This window comes from Providencia xihuensis (assembly GCF_041953405.1).
GTDB lineage: Bacteria > Pseudomonadota > Gammaproteobacteria > Enterobacterales > Enterobacteriaceae > Providencia > Providencia vermicola.
The window spans coordinates 2,697,303-2,715,939 of sequence record NZ_CP169565.1 but is presented as its reverse complement, the minus strand read 5'-3'; the positions used below and the strand labels follow the sequence as shown (position 1 = coordinate 2,715,939).

Below are 18,637 nucleotides of genomic sequence, written 5' to 3'. Positions count from 1 at the left end.
TTATTTATATTGTATCCAATAATAATTAGTTGGGCTTATTTACTGTGTTAATAGGCCCAACTAGCCTACTTAATTATTTCGTTACCATTTATAATTCAGGTTAAAATAGAAATTACGGCCTTCTTGTGGAACCCCCATGGAAGAAACGTAATTTTTATCGAACGCATTTTTGAGTGCTAAGGTAGAACTGAGACCTTTAATGAATTGGTCTGCTTGATAGCTAATGTAGAAGTCATGAAGGCTATAACCAGGATATTGAATGACTTCACGGCGATAGCGATCTAACTTCTCCACTGATTTTTGCCCAGGTAATACGTAAGTATCGTCCCCATCAAATTTGCTGCGTGCTGCAAATTCACCAACCCATCCAAGATTGACCCCTGTGTGTGCTATCGGTGCATTAAAACGGGCAACTAAGGAATTTGGGCGAAGAGAGGAAAGGGTATGGTGTGTTTCATCTTCTTTTCCAACAATGAGGTTATGGCTAACATCGAGGTCAAACCAATGTGTTTTATAGTGAACGAAGCTCTCAACACCTTTGATGGTCGCAGATGGCACATTGATATAATAAATCTTTTCAGGTAGCCAAAAAAACTTTAAGCTTCGATCAATTCTTTTTTTGTATTGAGCATCAAGGGCAATATGATTTTTGGCTTTAGTATGAAACACCGTGCTACCAAACTGAAGTGAGTCCCCTGTCAATGCTAGTTCGTCGAAGCTGAATTTCATACCTGCTTCAACTGTTTTATTTGTTTCAGGTTTTAGATCTGGTGAAGGGATAAAGTCCGATGTATATCCTATAAATGGAACACGAAAATGATGAGAGTTATTGTATAACTCTGCCATACGAGGTGTTCGGTAGCCTTCTGAATAGGAAGAAAATAGATTCAGCCAATGTGATGGTGTTGCACTCACAGCGAACCTTGATGACCAATTTGTATGACTATCTTCCGCGATATCTTTACGAGAGGTTTTATAATAAGTAAAACGTGTTCCTGCTGAAAATGTAATAGGTAAGTGGTGTAATGTGAGATCGTTGTTTAGCCACCCTGAACTATTTAATAGATGGGCATTAGGATAGCTGATTGAATACTCATTAGATTTTTGTTCTTGTTGATAATATTCGAAGCCACTTTGAATTGCGTTATTCGCCCAATTATTCATAGGTACTATAAAGCTATTGGTGAATTTGGTCCCGTATGTATATTGGTCTCGATCTTCTTCACGGTAATCGTTTGGTGTTTTTTTCACTTTAATGAGGTCTAACTGGTTAAGTGCGATACTTGAGTAGTAAAAGTCCCAGTTTGCCTGCCAATTAAGCGTATTATTGGGTGAGAAGTGTTGGCCAATGTGGATATCTCGTTGTAGTGAACTCCTTTCATGTGGGGTGTTTGGAAAGAGGGTTTGATTAAAAGATATACTTGGCTGTTTTTGGCCAATGCTGTTATTACGGTATTCTTTAAGTTGTATTGTGGTTTGATAGGCTGGGTGAGCAAACCACGTTGTTTTCAACATCCAATTATGAATTTCTTCATTGGTCTCTAGGCCTTGGGCTACGTATGGGTTATTGAGTTGTATTTTACGTTGCTGGTAGCTTAAGATGGTATCGAAAGTATCGACATGGCTAAACAGAGTTGCACCTGCATGATAGCTATGATCATTCTGGTTAATACCAGTGGTAACATGCCCACCAAAATGTTGCCCAGGTTTTAATAAATCAGATGCGTTGAGGGTTTTTATGGAGACGACACCTGCGAGTGCACCGTTACCATGGTGAAGCGAACCACCGCCTTTATGAACGGTAACTTTTTTAACTAGGGCAGGGTCAATAAAAGTGGCATCAAATAAGCCAGAGTTAAAATCTTGGGTGACATTATCGATAGTAATTTTTACGCCTCGTTGATCATAGCCTCGCATTTGAAGACTCTGCCCATATGTGCTACCTGCACCCGTGACGAGTACCCCGGCTTGGCCTTTGAGTAAATCCAATACTGAAGTCGCAGATTGCAATTCAGGGGCTTGGGCATTAATAACCTCAATTTGCTGAGCAACAGCAATTTTTTCATAACTAAATGGCGATTGAGATACATACATAACGTCTTTTGCTTCATTTTGGGCGAGTGCAGTATGACTCGTACTCGAAATTGCCAAAGCGGTAGCAAGCGTTGAAAAACGGAGTTTATATTGGTGTTGAGGGTTAGAAATTGATGTAGGCATCAGTTTAAATGGCATAGGAAATCCTTTCCTTATGTGTGGTTTAAGCTGGCTGCCTTGATGATGTCTGGGTGGCGTGCTATAGATTGTCGGTATAACTTATTTATTTCGTTAGAATTAATTTACCTGAGCGGGTTTGCTTTAGTTGGTAAATTTCCCCACGGTGTAGAATTTCAACTTTTCCTTCCTTATTAAGTAGTTGCTGACTATCAATGATGTGTGTTGCTAACATCGCTTGGGTCGATTTTGCTTCAATAGGTACCAGAGTGGGGTCTTCTCTCTTAGCTAAAAAAAGATCCTTCGTTACCATTTGATTTGTCTTTTTTAATAAGGTCATAAAATTGTTCTCATGTGCTTTCTAACGAGTTGCGTGTTAGTAGTGAGAATTATTATCGTTAATGTATGGGGGGTCAAGAATTTTTTGGATTAAATTAAATGATTATTGAAAATTAATAGATATTAATATCGTGGGATTTATTGGTTTTGTTTTTTTATTTTTTTTGGTGATGTTTGAGGCTCGCTTTGGTGAGTGATTTACCAAAGCGAGAGCGATGCAGTGAAAAACTATTTAAAGCGGTGATCCACAGCTTGAGCAAGAATTTCAATCAGTTGTTCAGTATCATCCCAACCAAGGCAAGGGTCGGTAATAGATTGACCGTAAACTAATGGTTGTTCAGAGCTTACTTTTTGCGTGCCTTCAACTAAAAAACTCTCTGCCATTATGCCACTAATCGCGGTTGAACCATCTTTAATTTGCTCCGCTATATCCCGTGCAACCTCAAGTTGGCGACGATGAATTTTTTGGCAATTACCATGGCTAAAATCAACCACTAAATGCTCTGGTAATTCAAACTTACGGAGTTTATCGCATGCGGCTGCAAGGTCACCAGCGCTGTAATTTGGCTGTTTACCACCACGCATAATGACATGCCCGTGTGGGTTACCACTGGTTTGGTAGATGGTCATTTGGCCATTTTTATCTGGGGATAAAAACATATGTTGGGCTTTTGCCGCTCTGATAGCATCAATAGCAATATTAATGTTGCCATCGGTGCCATTTTTAAAACCGACAGGGCAAGACAGTGCTGAAGCCATTTCACGATGGATTTGACTTTCGGTTGTACGCGCACCAATTGCGCCCCAGCTTATCAAATCAGCAATATATTGACCCGTCACCATATCGAGGAACTCGGTGGCAGTGGCTAATCCTAACTGGTTAACTTCAATCAGTAATTTTCGTGCAAGGCGAATACCCGTATTGACTTGGCATGAATTGTCTAAATTTGGATCAGAAATTAAGCCTTTCCAGCCCACAACGGTGCGCGGTTTTTCAAAATAGGTGCGCATGACAATTTCTAAGCGGTCTTGATGGCGTTCTCTTAATGCATTTAATTTCGTTGCATATTCAATAGCGGCATCAATATCATGAATAGAACAAGGGCCGACAATCACCAGCAAACGAGGGTCTTGGCCTGATAAAATCTGTTCAATACGTTTTCGTGACGCTGTCACGTTTTCGGCAACTTTTACGGAAATAGGAAATTCATCGGCAAGAGTTTGTGGTGTGATTAAGCTGTCCACTCTCGCTGTACGTAACTCATCAGTTTTGTGCATTTTTGTTCTCAGAAACTTGAATAGGCTGTCGCCATATAAGTGATAAAGATCACAATAAACGAATATGGCTTAATTTCAACCTCCAGCGTAAATTGAATGAATAATTTTTTTTATTTTATATTCACTAGAATATACGTCTTTGTAATCCCATGGTATCAATCACTTTGGCAGAAATTTCCTCTACAGAATAGTTCGTCGTATTTAAGTAATTGATTTTATTTTGTCTAAATAAGGCTTCGACTTCAGCAATTTCAATTCGGCACTGCCTAATCGATGCATAACGGCTATTTTCACGGCGCTCTTCACGGATTGCCGCTAATCGCTCTGGACTAATGGTTAAACCAAATAATTTGTGGGTGTAAGGACGTAACGCGACAGGTAACTGTAAATTATCCATATCATCAGCGGTGAAAGGGTAATTTGCCGCTTGAATACCAAATTGCATTGCTAAATAAAGGCTAGTTGGGGTTTTACCACAACGGGAAACGCCAATCAGAATGACTTGAGCTTGGTCGAGATTTCTTAAGGAAATACCATCATCATGAGCCAGTGTATATTCAATGGCAGCAATACGTGCATCGTATTGGTTCATATTCTGCATAGATAAACCGTGGGTTCGGTTTAGCTTTGGCTCGGGTTCAAGACCAACCTCCTTTTGAATCGGAGCGACTAAACTTTGGACGATATCTTGGCAAAACCCTAAGCTCTGAGTGATTATCTGTTTAACTTCTGGGGAGATGATGGAATAGAACACCAAAGGACGGATCTGTGTTTCTGCATAAAGTGTATCTATTTTTTGTTTGATTTCTTCTGCCCGAGTCGGCGTGGTGACAAACGGTAATGTGTAAGAGGTAAATGAAAGAGGAAACTGCGAAAGTACTGCATGCCCTATAGTTTCAGCGGTGATCGCTGTGCCATCAGAAATAAAGAAAACAGTGCGTTGAACTTGGCTTGCCATCGTATTCATTGCTCCTAATTCGGTCATTATTATTAGCCTCTTATTGTATTTATCACTGGATATTGAGGGATATTATCTTTGTTTAAAGTTTAAAAATTAGTTTATCAGGGGAAGTATAGCCATTTTTTGAACGATTTTTAGAACAAAAAAGTTTTCTTAATTGATGGAACGATTCACCAGTCCATCTTCTCATACCGTCTGTGCTAGTCTATTTCACGAGGCGATATTTCGCCAACGAGATTTTTTACGATTTGTACTCTGTCACTAAATTGCTATAAAAGGATCGCTTTCAATGTCCACAAATGGCCTCACTCCGTGTAATGTACTTTGGTATAACCAATTAGGGATGAATGATGTTGACCGTGTTGGTGGCAAAAATGCCTCTCTCGGTGAAATGATCACTAACTTATCTGATCTGGGTGTATCCGTACCTAACGGTTTCGCGACAACCGCACAGGCGTTTAATGATTTTCTGGAGCAGAGCGGTGTAAATCAGCGCATTTATAACCTGCTAGATGAAACGGATATTGATGATGTGAACCAACTGGCTGTAGCAGGTGCTCAGATCCGTCAATGGGTGATTGATACTCCACTGACGAAGGAGTTGGAACAAGATATTCGTGATGCATTTGCTCAGCTTTCTGAAGGTGAAGCTGAAGCTTCATTTGCTGTGCGTTCGTCTGCTACTGCAGAAGATATGCCAGATGCTTCGTTTGCAGGGCAACAAGAAACATTCTTGAACGTTCAAGGTATTGATGCTGTTTTAGTTGCGATTAAACACGTATTTGCATCTTTGTTTAATGACCGTGCAATCTCTTATCGTGTACACCAAGGTTATGACCACCGTGGTGTGGCATTATCTGCAGGTGTGCAAAGAATGGTTCGTTCTGACTTAGCGTCATCGGGTGTTATGTTCACCATTGATACTGAATCGGGCTTTGATCAGGTTGTTTTCATCACCTCAGCTTATGGTTTAGGTGAGATGGTGGTACAAGGTGCTGTGAACCCTGATGAGTTCTATGTACACAAGCCAACCCTGAAAAATAACCGTCCTGCAATTGTGCGCCGTACCCTTGGCTCTAAAAAATTACAAATGGTGTATGCCAACAGTAAAGAGCACGGTAAACAAGTGCAAATTGAAGATGTGCCAGAAGGGTTACGCAATCGTTTCTCTTTGACTGATCTTGAGGTTGAAGAGCTGGCTCGCCAAGCACTACAGATTGAAAAACACTATGGTCGTCCAATGGATATAGAATGGGCAAAAGATGGCCATAATGGGCGTCTGTATATTGTTCAAGCAAGGCCAGAAACTGTGCGTTCTAATCAACAAGTGATGGAGCGTTACCAGTTAAAACAGCAAGGTCAAGTATTGGTAGAAGGCCGCGCTATTGGTCATCGTATCGGTGCAGGTAAGGTGAAAGTTATCCATAACCTTAGCGAAATGGATAGAATTCAGCCTGGTGATGTGTTGGTCACTGACATGACAGACCCTGATTGGGAACCTATCATGAAAAAGGCTGCCGCTATCGTCACAAACCGTGGTGGACGTACATGCCACGCTGCAATTATTGCTCGTGAATTAGGCATCCCTGCGGTAGTGGGGTGTGGGGATGCAACAGAGCGCTTACAAGAAGGCCAAAATGTGACGGTTTCTTGTGCAGAAGGTGATACAGGTTTTGTGTATGGCGGTGAGTTAGCATTTGAAATTCACAGTTCAGAAGTCAGCGATATGCCTGATTTAAACGTCAAAATTATGATGAACGTGGGTAACCCTGATCGCGCATTTGATTTTGCTTGTTTACCAAACGAAGGTGTGGGTTTGGCACGTTTGGAATTTATCATTAACCGTATGATTGGAGTTCATCCAAGAGCATTACTGGAATTTGATAAACAATCCCCTGAATTACAAGTTGAAATTCGTGAAATGATGGCAGGTTATGAAGATCCGATTGAGTTTTATATCGGCAAATTAACTGAAGGGATCTCAACTTTAGCGGCAGCATTCTGGCCGAAACGTGTGATTGTTCGTTTATCTGACTTTAAATCGAATGAATACGCCAACTTAGTAGGTGGTGATATTTATGAGCCAGAAGAAGAAAACCCAATGTTAGGTTTCCGTGGTGCAGGGCGTTACGTCTCTGATAGCTTCCGCGCATGTTTTGCGTTGGAGTGTGAAGCGGTTAAACGTGTGCGTAACACCATGGGGTTAACTAACGTTGAAGTGATGATCCCGTTTGTGCGTACTGTTGCACAAGCTGAGTCTGTCATTGCTGAGCTGGCGAAGCATGATTTAAGGCGTGGTGAAAATGGCTTAAAAGTGATTATGATGTGTGAAATTCCTTCAAACGCACTATTAGCTGAACAATTCCTTGAGCATTTTGATGGTTTTTCAATCGGCTCTAACGATATGACCCAGCTAACATTAGGCTTGGATAGAGACTCTGGTGTTGTTTCAGAGCTATTTGATGAGCGTAATGATGCTGTTAAAGCGATGCTTTCTATGGCGATTAAAGCGGCAAAACGTCAGAATAAATATGTTGGAATTTGTGGACAAGGCCCATCTGACCATCAAGACTTTGCTCAGTGGTTAGTTGATGAAGGTATTGATAGCTTATCATTGAACCCAGATACTGTGGTTCAAACGTGGCTAACAATCGCAGAAAACCAATAATAAAACGATTTATTACCATTAGTTGAAAAGGCCGATTGGGTATCTCCCAATTGGCCTTTTTATTCATTTAAAATACCGATAATTGCAATTGGTAATAACGATTATTTAATACGATAGATATAAAAAAGTAGCGAATGATTATGCATTTAATATGTCATGCGCATTATAAATATATACACATTAATACTCTTAATATGTGTAATAATATGAGTATTGAGTTAATAATTCGCGTGATTAATTAAAACGAAAGTGGGGAGGATAATACTAAAGGAGTATATTCACTTATTTAACGTAAACTGAAAATTGATTTCAATCAATGTTTGTAAACTGATGATTTAATTTAGATGTGAATATTATTCATATTGAATATTTAGGCAAAAAAAAAGCCTATCATGGGCTGACAGGCAAAGACTACACACAGCAATTCGTTTATATCACTACGCCTATAAAAGGTTGGCATAGTGATTAAATTTATTTGATTCAATAATTAGATAATAAGCTAATTACATTATACAATCATTAAGAACACTCTCAATATTAATGTTACCTATTGTTACGTAAAGAGAAATATTCAGTTGTTTTATGTTAACATAAATTAAGCTGAATACTAACGTTAGAGTGTTAAATATTGTTTCTAAATATTAATGGCAAGGAAATCATTAATGAAACAGACATGTCTATTGATAAACATATCTGCTTCAATTAGCTAAAACTATTTCTTAATCAAAAATTCTTCCTCAAGAAACTTTTCGGTTTCGCTTAGGTCTTCATTAGGAGGGGCGACTTCGTTCATCCAAGCCTTTAATAGGCTGTATGAAACCGCCAAAACAACAGGGCCAATAAATAACCCTATCATACCAAATGATAAAATTCCGCCGATAACCCCAACAAGGATCAGTACCATCGGTAAATCAGCGCCCATTTTAATCAGCCATGGACGTAGTACACCATCCATGGTGGCCACTATTGCAGCCCAAACCGCCAAAATAATGCCCCATGTGGTGTCGCCAGTCCAAAATAACCATAATACTGAAGGGATCATGATTAATAAGGGCCCTAATTGCGCTACACAGCAAATAAACAGCAATACGGTCAGAATAGCCGCATAGCTGATGCCAGAGAGTGCAAGGCCAATACCACCGACAATCGCTTGAATCAATGCGGTCACCACCACACCAAGTGCAACTGCACGAATGGATTGTGCGGCTAAGACAACAGCTGCATCACCACGGATCCCCGCCAAGCGAACGGCAAAATGACGCATGCCTAACATGACTGTTTCGCCTTTTAGGTAGAGTAGCCCACTAAAGAGCAACATTAATACTAAGTGGAAAACAAAGCGTCCTGCACTAATCGCTTGTGTGGCAAACCAACCTGCTGCTTGCCCAAAGTATGGCTGAATTTTTGCCAGCAGGGCATTACCGCCACTTGCTACCAAGCTGTGCCATGCGTAATAAATTTTCTCACCCACCATTGGAATGGTATTTAACCACTCTAAGTCTGGTAATGTGAGACTAGATGGCGATTTTGCTAGCTCAATGAGTGGGGAGCTATTCTCAATGATACTGCCGATTAAGATACCAAGTGGAATAACAAACAGCAGTAAAATGAGGAGAACCATCATTAAGGCAGCAAGCCATCTTTTATTCCATAGGCGCGCCTCGAGGTGTAATAACAACGGCCAAGTCGCAATGACCATCATTCCAGCCCAAACAAAACCCAGAATAAAGGGGTTAAGCACCCAAAAACAGGCCGCTATCATTAAAACGATGGATAACAGCCCGAAAATAAGTTTGGGAAGATCCAAACGTTTTTGCGATTTTTCCATTAATGATTGATCCTTAACAAATGAAAATTCTGCTTGTATGGCCTTTTTTAAGGTGAAAATAACGTAATTATTTTTCACGGTTAAAAAAAACAATATTGTGATATGGTTCATGACGACAATGTCATCAGCGGCTGTACTGTCTTTACAGGCTGTGAATACCATTTTTCATAAACCTAAGACACTATTGTGCAACTTAAAATAAAGATAGTACATAACGAGTAATGCGAACACTAAACAACAAGAGTCATCGTTAATAATGATCCCGCGTATATCAGAAGCACCTCATCTCAGCCAACTCGTCATCACGTTCTTGCATGAGCTACAAGAACAAGGTTTTACGGGTGATAATGGCACCAGTTATGCAGAAAGATTATCAATGGCGACAGACAACAGTATCTACCAGTTGCTGCCCCAAGCTGTCGTTTTCCCGCGTTCCAGTGCTGACGTGCAAATTATTACACGTGTTGCTGGACAAGAAAAATACAGTGAGCTCACTTTCACACCACGTGGCGGTGGTACGGGAACGAACGGACAATCCTTAACAGAAGGGATTGTTGTCGATATGTCTCGTTATATGAACCGCATTTTAGAAATTAACCCTGAGCAGGGCTGGGTTAAGGTCGAGGCAGGTGTTATTAAAGACCAGCTTAATCAGTTTCTTAAACCTTATGGCTATTTTTTCTCGCCCGAATTATCGACCAGTAACCGCGCCACATTAGGCGGGATGATTAACACAGATGCATCGGGGCAAGGTTCGCTGGTGTACGGTAAAACCTCGGACCACGTATTAGGCGTTAAAGCAATGGTATTGGGAGGTGAATGCCTTGATACACGCGCTATGCCTATTGCTCTCGCCCAAACGATTGCGTCTGAAGATTCAGTAATAGGACGTATCTATAAAACGGTTTTAGAACGCTGCCTTGAACAACGTCAATTAATTGAAACAAAATTCCCCAAACTTAATCGGTTCTTAACGGGCTACGATTTACGTCATGTATTTAATGATGAATTAACGGAGTTTGACCTTACGCGTATTTTGACGGGGTCAGAAGGGTCTCTTGCCTTTATCACGGAAGCGACTTTGGATATTACGCCGCTTCCTAAAGTGCGCCGTTTAGTGAATGTGAAATACGATTCATTTGAGTCTGCGCTGCGTAATGCACCATTTATGGTACAAGCCAAAGCGCTATCGGTTGAAACGGTGGATTCAAAAGTCCTTAACCTTGCAAAAGAAGACATCGTTTGGCACTCCGTCAAAGCGTTAATTACAGATGTGCCAAACAAAGAAATGTTAGGACTAAACATCGTTGAATTTAGTGGTGACGATGAAGATGAAATTAATCAATTGACGGAAAGCCTGTGCCAGCGCTTAGATGAATTAATGGCAAGCAACCAGGCAGGCGTGATTGGCTACCAAACTTGTCATGATCTTGAAGATATCACACGCATTTATAATATGCGTAAAAAGGCGGTTGGTTTACTAGGCAACAGTAAAGGGGCCGCTAAGCCTATCCCATTTGTTGAGGATACATGTGTTCCCCCTGAGCATCTTGCTGATTATATTGTTGAATTCAGGGCATTGTTGGATAACCATAAACTCAATTATGGCATGTTTGGCCACGTGGATGCAGGGGTTTTACATGTGCGTCCTGCGTTAGATATGTGTGACCCGCAGCAAGAAATATTGATGAAACAAATTTCTGATGAAATTGTTGCATTAACAGCGAAATACGGAGGGCTCCTTTGGGGGGAGCACGGTAAAGGTTTCCGTGCGGAGTACAGTCCTGAGTTTTTTGGTGAGGTGCTGTACGGTGAGTTGCGCAATATCAAAGCAGCTTTCGACCCTGATAACCGTTTGAACCCAGGTAAAATTTGCCCGCCAGCGGGTTTAGATGTGCCAATGAAACAAGTGGATGGCATTAAACGAGGAACTTATGACAGGCAAATTCCTATACAGATGCGTCAAGAGTTTCGTGGGGCAATGGACTGTAATGGTAATGGGCTTTGTTTTAACTTTGATGTGAAGAGCCCGATGTGCCCATCAATGAAAATCAGTGGGCAACGTATTCATTCACCAAAAGGGCGTGCTACCTTGGTGCGGGAATGGCTGAGATTACTTGCCGAGCAAGGTGTGACACCAGAGCATCTTGAAAAAGGCATCACGCAAAGCCAACCATCATTACGCGGGTTGATTGAGAAAACGCGCAACAGCTGGCGAGCTAAGCAAGGGGATTATGACTTTTCCCATGAAGTAAAAGCCTCGATGTCAGGGTGTTTGGCGTGTAAGGCGTGTTCAACACAATGCCCAATCAAAATTGATGTGCCATCGTTTAGAGCGAAATTTTTAGCGTTATATCACGGCCGTTATTTGCGCCCAGTTCGTGATCATATCGTTGCGAATGTGGAATCAAGTGCGCCATTACTGTCAAAAGCGCCAGGTGTTTTTAACTTTTTTTTACGCCAAAACATTGTGCAGAAACTCAGTGAGCGCACTATCGGCATGGTGGATTTACCGCTATTTTCGCAGCCAACTTTAAAACAAGAGCTTTCAGGCCATGCTGCAGTATCCATGACATTAGAGCAGCTTGAAGGGATGGGGGCAAGCCAACGGGAAAGCTATGTGCTAGTGGTGCAAGACCCATTTACCAGCTATTACGATGCGAAAGTTGTTGCTGATTTCGTGCGTTTAATCGAAAAATTGGGTTATAAACCTGTGTTGTTGCCGTTTTCACCGAATGGTAAAGCGCAACATATCAAAGGTTTTCTGGCTAAATTCGCGAAAACAGCCCGTAAGACCGCAGATTTCTTAAATCGCGTGGCAAAATTGCAATTGCCAATGGTGGGCGTCGACCCTGCGTTAGTCTTGTGTTATCGCGATGAATACCACGAAATCTTAGGCAAAGACCAGTGCCAATTTACGGTAATGTTGGCCCATGAATGGCTAATTACCTTGCCTGAACCACAAATTGTACAAACAAGCGCAGCACAGCCATGGTACTTTTTTGGTCATTGTACCGAATCGACAGCACTGCCAAATAGTGCGAACCAATGGGCGTCTTTATTTGCGCGCTTCGGGCATCAGCTTAATAATGTGAGTGTGGGTTGTTGCGGAATGGCGGGGACTTATGGGCACGAGGTTGCAAACCTAGAAAACTCAAAAGGAATTTATAACTTATCTTGGAAAGGGGCGATGTCGTCACTGCCAAAAGAGCGTTGTTTAAGTTCAGGTTATTCTTGCCGCAGCCAAGTAAAACGCATGGAAAATACATTAATAAAACACCCAATTCAAGCCTTGTTGGAGATTGTTTAATGATTTGGAAACGTCAATTTGATTTAACGCAATTAGCTGAAATGGCAAAAACTTGCATGTTAGGGCACATTGGTATCGAAATCACCAAAGTGGGTGATGATTATATGGAAGGAACGATGCCTGTGGATGAACGAACGAAGCAGCCTTTTGGTTTGTTGCATGGTGGTGCATCCGTTGTATTGGCTGAATCACTAGGCTCTATCGCAGGTTATATGTGTACTGAAGGTGAACAGCGCGTGGTGGGCGTTGAAATTAATGCTAACCATGTTCGCGCAGCGCGTTCAGGTATTGTGCGTGGCGTTTGCAAGCCCATTCATCTAGGTCGCCGTCAGCAAGTCTGGAACATTGAAATTTTCAATGAACAAGGCAAGCTATGTTGTACATCACGTCTGACAACCGCTGTGTTATTTGAGTAAATCCTTTCTTTGTCTACCTCGTTTTCGGGAAAATATCTCGAAAACGAGTTGTTGTTTTTATTAACTGACCCCATCTATATATTCAGATGAATGCATTTTCATTTTTCTCAAATAAATTAAGTTGTATAATAAATGCATCTTTATTAATTTGTGTCATTTTTGTGTATTTATTAGTACAAAATTGAATAAAAAATGCAACTCTATTTATCTGTTATTTTTCATTGTGTTAGGTGGCTTGCTGGTTGTTTTTGGTTAATAAATAAGCTCAATTTGAATAAAAAAAACGCTAAAATAGCTATAACCTCTTAAAACAAATGGTTGAAGTAGCATAGGTAATCATTACCATAGGGTAGACAGAGTTAATCTCCTGATAACAGGCTGAAAAGCCATAAGAAATGTGGGGTCAATATGACTGACGGTGTAGAGACATTTTCATTTGATGAAAACAATTGGCAGGGAGTTAGCCTGACACAAAGCGCTGCAAAACAAATCAAAAAATTGATGGTGCAAAACCCAAATACCAAAGGGCTTTCACTCGGCGTTAAACAGTCTGGCTGCGCGGGTTTCGGTTATGTTTTTGAAATGATCGAAAATCCAACCGACAACCATCTGTTATTTGAACTCGATGGCGCGCACCTTTATGTGCCAAAAGAAGCAATGCCATTTATTGATGGCACAGTCGTTGATTACGTCCAAGAAGGGCTGAATCAAATTTTCAAATTTAATAACCCGAAAGCCCAACATGCCTGTGGGTGTGGTGAAAGCTTCGGCGTTTAACATGTGAAGTCAGATTATGTCACAGAGCAATGTAGAAGTTGGCGATGATGTTCAAAGCTGGCTTGATGACCAGCGTTATAAAGAGGGCTTCTTTACGGAAGTCGCAACAGATGAAATGGCAAAAGGGATCAACGAAGATGTTGTCCGCGCTATTTCAGCGAAACGTAATGAGCCTGAGTGGATGTTACAATTCCGCCTTGATGCCTTTAATCACTGGAAAGGCATGGAAGAGCCCCATTGGCTCAAAGCTCATTACCCAAATCTTGATTATCAGGATTACAGCTATTATTCTGCGCCATCTTGTGGCTCGTGTGATGATACCTGTGGTTCCCAATCTGGGGCAACCCAAGCAACGGGCGTTGCCGAGACCAATAATTACTTAACGGCAGAAGTCGAAGAAGCTTTCAACCAATTAGGTGTGCCTGTTCGTGAAGGTAAAGCGGTTGCAGTGGATGCGATTTTTGACTCCGTATCAGTATCTACGACTTATCGTGAGGATCTTGCTAAACATGGCGTGATCTTCTGTTCATTTAGCGAGGCTATCCAAGAATACCCTGAATTAGTTCAGAAATACTTGGGTAGCGTCGTTTCAAGCCACGATAACTTTTTTGCAGCGTTAAATGCGGCAGTGGCTTCTGATGGCACCTTTGTGTACATCCCGAAAGGGGTACATTGCCCAATGGAACTCTCCACCTATTTTCGCATTAATGCAGCCAAAACGGGGCAATTTGAACGCACCATTTTAATTGCAGATGAAGGCAGTTACGTCAGCTATATCGAAGGGTGTTCTGCTCCTGTTCGTGATAGCTACCAGTTGCACGCCGCGGTGGTCGAAGTGATTATTCATAAAGATGCCGAAGTTAAATATTCCACTGTTCAAAACTGGTTCTCTGGTGGGGATAGCGAAGAAGGCGGTATTTTAAACTTTGTGACTAAGCGTGCATTGTGTGAGGGCGAAAACTCTAAAATGTCGTGGACGCAGTCCGAAACAGGCTCGGCGATAACTTGGAAATACCCAAGCGTGATCCTTAAAGGGGATAACTCAGTCGGTGAGTTTTTCTCTGTGGCACTGACAAACGGTAACCAGCAAGCAGATACGGGAACCAAGATGATCCACATCGGGAAAAATACCCGTTCAACGATTATCTCAAAAGGGATCTCTGCGGGTAAGAGCCAAAACAGCTACCGTGGTTTAGTCAAAATCCTGCCAAGCGCGCAAAATGCACGTAACTTCACGCAGTGTGATTCCATGTTAATCGGCACGCAATGTGGGGCACATACGTTCCCCTATGTAGAAGTTAAAAATAATACGGCACAGCTTGAGCACGAAGCCACAACTTCACGTATTGGCGAAGACCAGCTATTTTACTGCTTACAACGGGGAATTAGCGAAGATGATGCTATTTCTATGATTGTAAATGGTTTCTGTAAAGATGTGTTCTCGGAACTCCCATTAGAGTTTGCCGTAGAAGCACAAAAATTGCTGGCGATCAGCTTAGAGCACAGCGTTGGCTGATCCTTATCGAGTTTATTTGCGCGTGAGCGCTAAAGGCATGTAAATATGTTAAGTGTTAAAGATTTACACGTGAGTGTAGAAGGTAATGAAATTTTAAAAGGGTTATCTCTGGAAGTGAAACCAGGGGAAGTTCACGCTATCATGGGCCCAAATGGTTCAGGCAAAAGTACATTATCGGCAACGCTTGCGGGTCGCGAAGAATATGAAATTGATAGCGGTTCAGTGACTTTCAAAGGTAAAGATCTCTTTGAATTAGACCCTGAAGAACGAGCGGGCGAAGGTGTTTTCTTAGCCTTCCAATACCCAGTTGAAATTCCTGGCGTGAGTAACCAATTTTTCTTACAAACAGCTGTTAACGCAGTGCGTGAATATCGCCAGCAAGATGCATTAGACCGTTTTGATTTCCAAGATTTTATCGAAGATAAAATTAAATTATTGGAAATGCCAGAGGATTTATTAGCGCGTTCAGTTAACGTCGGTTTCTCTGGCGGTGAAAAAAAACGTAATGATATCCTGCAAATGGCCGCATTAGAACCACAACTGTGTATTCTTGATGAAACGGATTCGGGGCTGGATATTGATGCCTTGAAAATTGTCGCTAACGGTGTGAATTCACTGCGTTCTCCTGAACGTTCATTTATTATTGTGACACACTATCAGCGCATTTTAGATTATGTAAAACCTGACTTCGTCCACGTTTTATATCAAGGGAAAATCATCAAATCAGGTGATTTCAGTTTGGCGAAAAAACTGGAGGAGCAGGGTTATGGCTGGCTTATTGACCAACAGTGAAAGAGCACAAAAGCGTGCTGAAGTTGCTGCACTGAATGAGCAAGCTATGTCACGCTTTGCGAAGCTATTCGAACAACGCTTAGGCGAAAATTCACAGCACGCAAAAAACCATTGGGAACAGGCTAAACAAGTCGGCTTACCTGCGTTTCGCCATGAAGATTGGCACTACACACCACTAAATAGCGTACTGAATACTCAATATCAGTTTAGTGATGCAGATGCCGTCGCGAGTGAATGTGAAAAGTTAGCCTTACCAATTGATGCTTACCGTATTGTATTAATTGATGGGCGCTATAGTTCAGCTCTGAGTTCTATTGATGTCGGGCCTTTCCAAGTGTCTCTGCTCGATAATCAAGATTTACTCCCTGCGCCAGTCAATAGCGAAATCTTTTTGCATTTAACGGAAAGCTTGGCAGTACAGCCGTTAGTGATTCACTTGGCCGCGAATAAAATAGCAGAAAAACCGTTGTATTTATTGAATATTTCGAGTGGCAAAAATGATGAACAGGCGATGAATATCAGCCAGTATCGTTATCATTTAACACTCGATACCAACAGTAAAGCGCAGGTCATTGAGCACTTTGTTAGTTTAAATGGTCAAGCGCACATGACGGGGAGTCGTTTAACCGCCGAAGTGGGTGACAATGCAGACTTTAGCCACTTCAAACTCAATGTGGAAAGTTCACAGGCACAACATTTCGCCCATAATGATATTGTAGTTGGGCGTGATAGCCGCGTTAAAAGTACCAGTTTCTTGTTGGGTGCGGGTTTAACACGTAACCACACGAGTGCTCGTCTTGATGGTGAAAATACAGAGCTTGAGCTTAATAGCTTATTGTTGCCAAAAGATAGCGAAATAGCAGATACGCGGACGTATTTAGAACACAACAACAGTTTCTGTAACAGCCGTCAATTGCATAAAGTGATTGCGATGGACAGCAGTAAAGCGGTGTTTAATGGGATGATCAAAGTTGCCCCAAATGCGCTGAAAACTGATGGCCAAATGACGAACAATACCTTGTTGCTCGGTGATAAGGCTGAAATTGATACCAAGCCACAGCTTGAAATTTATGCAGACGACGTGAAATGTGGCCATGGTGCGACAGTCGGTCGAATCGATGACGAGCAATTATTTTATCTGCGCTCAAGAGGAATTGATGGTAAAGCTGCTAAGCATATGATTATCATCGCATTTGCTGCGGAATTGACTGAGTCTATTGAGTCAGAAGAGTTAAAACACGCTGTGATGGCAAACATCCGCCAGCGCTTAGCGGAGGTTTAATACCATGTCATTTGATGTTGCGTTAGTCAGGCAGGATTTTCCTGCCTTATCACAATCAGTGAATAACCATCCACTCGTCTATTTAGACAGTGCAGCGAGTGCACAAAAACCGTTGCAAGTTATTGAGCGCGAGAGTGAATTTACGTTACATCAGTATGCCGCGGTTCACCGCGGCATTCACACGCTCAGTGCCAATGCGACAACCATGATGGAAGAGGTGCGCCAAAAGGCCGCAGATTTCATCAATGCAGGTTCAAACGAAGAAATTGTTTTTGTTAAAGGTACCACAGAAGGGATTAACCTCGTTGCCAATAGCTACGGACGCAAACATCTCTTTGAAGGCGACAATATCGTCATCACCGAAATGGAGCACCATGCCAATATCGTTCCTTGGTTTCTATTAGCCGAAGAAATTGGTTTTGAAGTGCGAGTGATCCCTATTTCAGATGATGGAACCTTGCAGCTAGATAAACTCAATGAATTTATCGATGCACGAACACGGTTACTGAGCTTCACACATATTTCGAATGTGCTAGGCACTGTAAACCCAGTTAAAGAAATTATCCAGCAAGCACGTGATATTGCCTCGCAAAAAAGCAGTGAACTGGCAATTTTAGTGGATGGTGCCCAAGGTGCGATGCATCAACAGGTTGATGTACAGGATCTGGACTGTGATTTTTATGTGTTCTCGGGGCACAAATTATACGGGCCAACGGGTATTGGTATTTTGTTCGGGAAAAAGGCTATCTTAGATGTGATGCCACCATGGGAAGGCGGCGGGGCGATGATCCGCCAAGTTAGCCTAACTAAGGGGATTACCTTTGCGGATGCGCCTTGGCGTTTTGAGGCGGGCACGCCAAATGTGAGTGCAATTATTGGGTTAGGTGCCGCGTTTGACTATTTAACTGCATTAAATTTACGCGATGTTTTTGCTTATGAAGCGCAAATTATGGCGTATGCATCGCAAAAGCTCAAAGACATCCCGTCCATCAGGTTATACGGTAACGACCAGCGTGAAGGCGTTTTGGCTTTTAACCTTGGTGAACACCATGCCTACGATGTGGGGTCTTTTTTGGATAGGTATGGTATTGCTATTCGAACAGGGCACCACTGCGCTTTACCATTGATGGAACATTACCACGTTCCTGCTATGTGCCGTGCTTCGGTGGGAATTTATACCACTAAAGAAGATATTGATGCGTTATTCAATGCGTTACAGCGTATTAAAAAATTGTTAGGCTAAGCACAAAGAAATAAGT

The 18,637-nt window shown here is 41.8% G+C and carries 13 protein-coding genes and 1 other RNA gene; 8 read left to right on the top strand and 6 right to left on the bottom strand.

Features of this window, described 5'->3' with window-relative positions; all coding sequences use genetic code 11:
• Window positions 1-81 precede the first annotated feature (81 nt).
• The 4 genes from ACE2AL_RS12165 to ACE2AL_RS12150 all read right to left on the bottom strand — a co-directional run bounded on the left by ACE2AL_RS12165 (window position 82) and on the right by ACE2AL_RS12150 (window position 4,813).
• Window positions 82-2,232 carry a TonB-dependent receptor domain-containing protein gene (locus tag ACE2AL_RS12165; RefSeq protein WP_375083536.1) on the bottom strand — a complete coding sequence of 717 codons (2,151 nt, stop codon included), beginning with the start codon at window positions 2,230-2,232 and terminating at the stop codon, window positions 82-84.
• An 85-nt stretch (window positions 2,233-2,317) separates the two neighbouring features.
• Window positions 2,318-2,524: a hemin uptake protein HemP gene (gene hemP / locus ACE2AL_RS12160; protein WP_272538606.1), complete on the bottom strand. Its 207-nt coding sequence runs from the start codon at window positions 2,522-2,524 to the stop codon at window positions 2,318-2,320.
• Between the two features lie 254 nt (window positions 2,525-2,778).
• Window positions 2,779-3,828, bottom strand: coding sequence for a 3-deoxy-7-phosphoheptulonate synthase (locus ACE2AL_RS12155; RefSeq protein ID WP_375083535.1), 1,050 nt, complete (start codon window positions 3,826-3,828; stop codon window positions 2,779-2,781).
• A gap of 124 nt (window positions 3,829-3,952) precedes the next feature.
• Complete coding sequence (locus tag ACE2AL_RS12150) at window positions 3,953-4,813, bottom strand: pyruvate, water dikinase regulatory protein (RefSeq protein WP_272516246.1); 861 nt, start codon at window positions 4,811-4,813, stop codon at window positions 3,953-3,955.
• Window positions 4,814-5,078: 265 nt separating this feature from the next.
• On the opposite strand from ACE2AL_RS12150, the gene ppsA reads away from it, so the two are divergent.
• The gene (gene ppsA / locus ACE2AL_RS12145) at window positions 5,079-7,457 is read left to right on the top strand and encodes a phosphoenolpyruvate synthase (RefSeq protein ID WP_206084031.1); all 2,379 of its coding nucleotides are present in this window, start codon (window positions 5,079-5,081) and stop codon (window positions 7,455-7,457) included.
• Window positions 7,458-7,832: 375 nt separating this feature from the next.
• On the opposite strand, the gene rprA is transcribed toward ppsA, so the two are convergent.
• Window positions 7,833-7,943, bottom strand: an RNA gene (gene rprA / locus ACE2AL_RS12140) — antisense sRNA RprA.
• 226 nt (window positions 7,944-8,169) lie between these two features.
• Entirely contained in the window at window positions 8,170-9,285 is a 1,116-nt protein-coding gene (ydiK, locus tag ACE2AL_RS12135; RefSeq protein ID WP_206084398.1) for an AI-2E family transporter YdiK, read from the bottom strand.
• A gap of 256 nt (window positions 9,286-9,541) precedes the next feature.
• Between ydiK and ACE2AL_RS12130 the strand changes: the two genes are divergently transcribed.
• From ACE2AL_RS12130 to sufS, 7 genes are all read left to right on the top strand, one after another.
• Window positions 9,542-12,595 (top strand): FAD-binding and (Fe-S)-binding domain-containing protein, encoded by a 3,054-nt coding sequence (locus ACE2AL_RS12130; protein ID WP_375083534.1) that lies wholly within the window; start codon window positions 9,542-9,544, stop codon window positions 12,593-12,595.
• Window positions 12,595-13,011 carry a 1,4-dihydroxy-2-naphthoyl-CoA hydrolase gene (gene menI / locus ACE2AL_RS12125; protein WP_206084033.1) on the top strand — a complete coding sequence of 139 codons (417 nt, stop codon included), beginning with the start codon at window positions 12,595-12,597 and terminating at the stop codon, window positions 13,009-13,011. Before ACE2AL_RS12130 ends, menI begins: the two co-directional genes overlap by 1 nt.
• Window positions 13,012-13,419: 408 nt before the next feature.
• The gene (gene sufA / locus ACE2AL_RS12120) at window positions 13,420-13,788 is read left to right on the top strand and encodes a Fe-S cluster assembly scaffold SufA (RefSeq protein WP_047757040.1); all 369 of its coding nucleotides are present in this window, start codon (window positions 13,420-13,422) and stop codon (window positions 13,786-13,788) included.
• A 16-nt stretch (window positions 13,789-13,804) separates the two neighbouring features.
• Window positions 13,805-15,304 (top strand): Fe-S cluster assembly protein SufB, encoded by a 1,500-nt coding sequence (gene sufB / locus ACE2AL_RS12115; protein ID WP_206084034.1) that lies wholly within the window; start codon window positions 13,805-13,807, stop codon window positions 15,302-15,304.
• Window positions 15,305-15,349: 45 nt separating this feature from the next.
• The gene (gene sufC, locus ACE2AL_RS12110) at window positions 15,350-16,096 is read left to right on the top strand and encodes a Fe-S cluster assembly ATPase SufC (protein WP_047757043.1); all 747 of its coding nucleotides are present in this window, start codon (window positions 15,350-15,352) and stop codon (window positions 16,094-16,096) included.
• A complete protein-coding gene (gene sufD / locus ACE2AL_RS12105; RefSeq protein WP_272573289.1) occupies window positions 16,071-17,378 on the top strand; it encodes a Fe-S cluster assembly protein SufD in 1,308 nt (435 codons plus the stop codon). Before sufC ends, sufD begins: the two co-directional genes overlap by 26 nt.
• Before the next feature lie 4 nt (window positions 17,379-17,382).
• Entirely contained in the window at window positions 17,383-18,621 is a 1,239-nt protein-coding gene (gene sufS / locus ACE2AL_RS12100; protein WP_206084036.1) for a cysteine desulfurase SufS, read from the top strand.
• The last annotated feature ends 16 nt before the right edge of the window (window positions 18,622-18,637 follow it).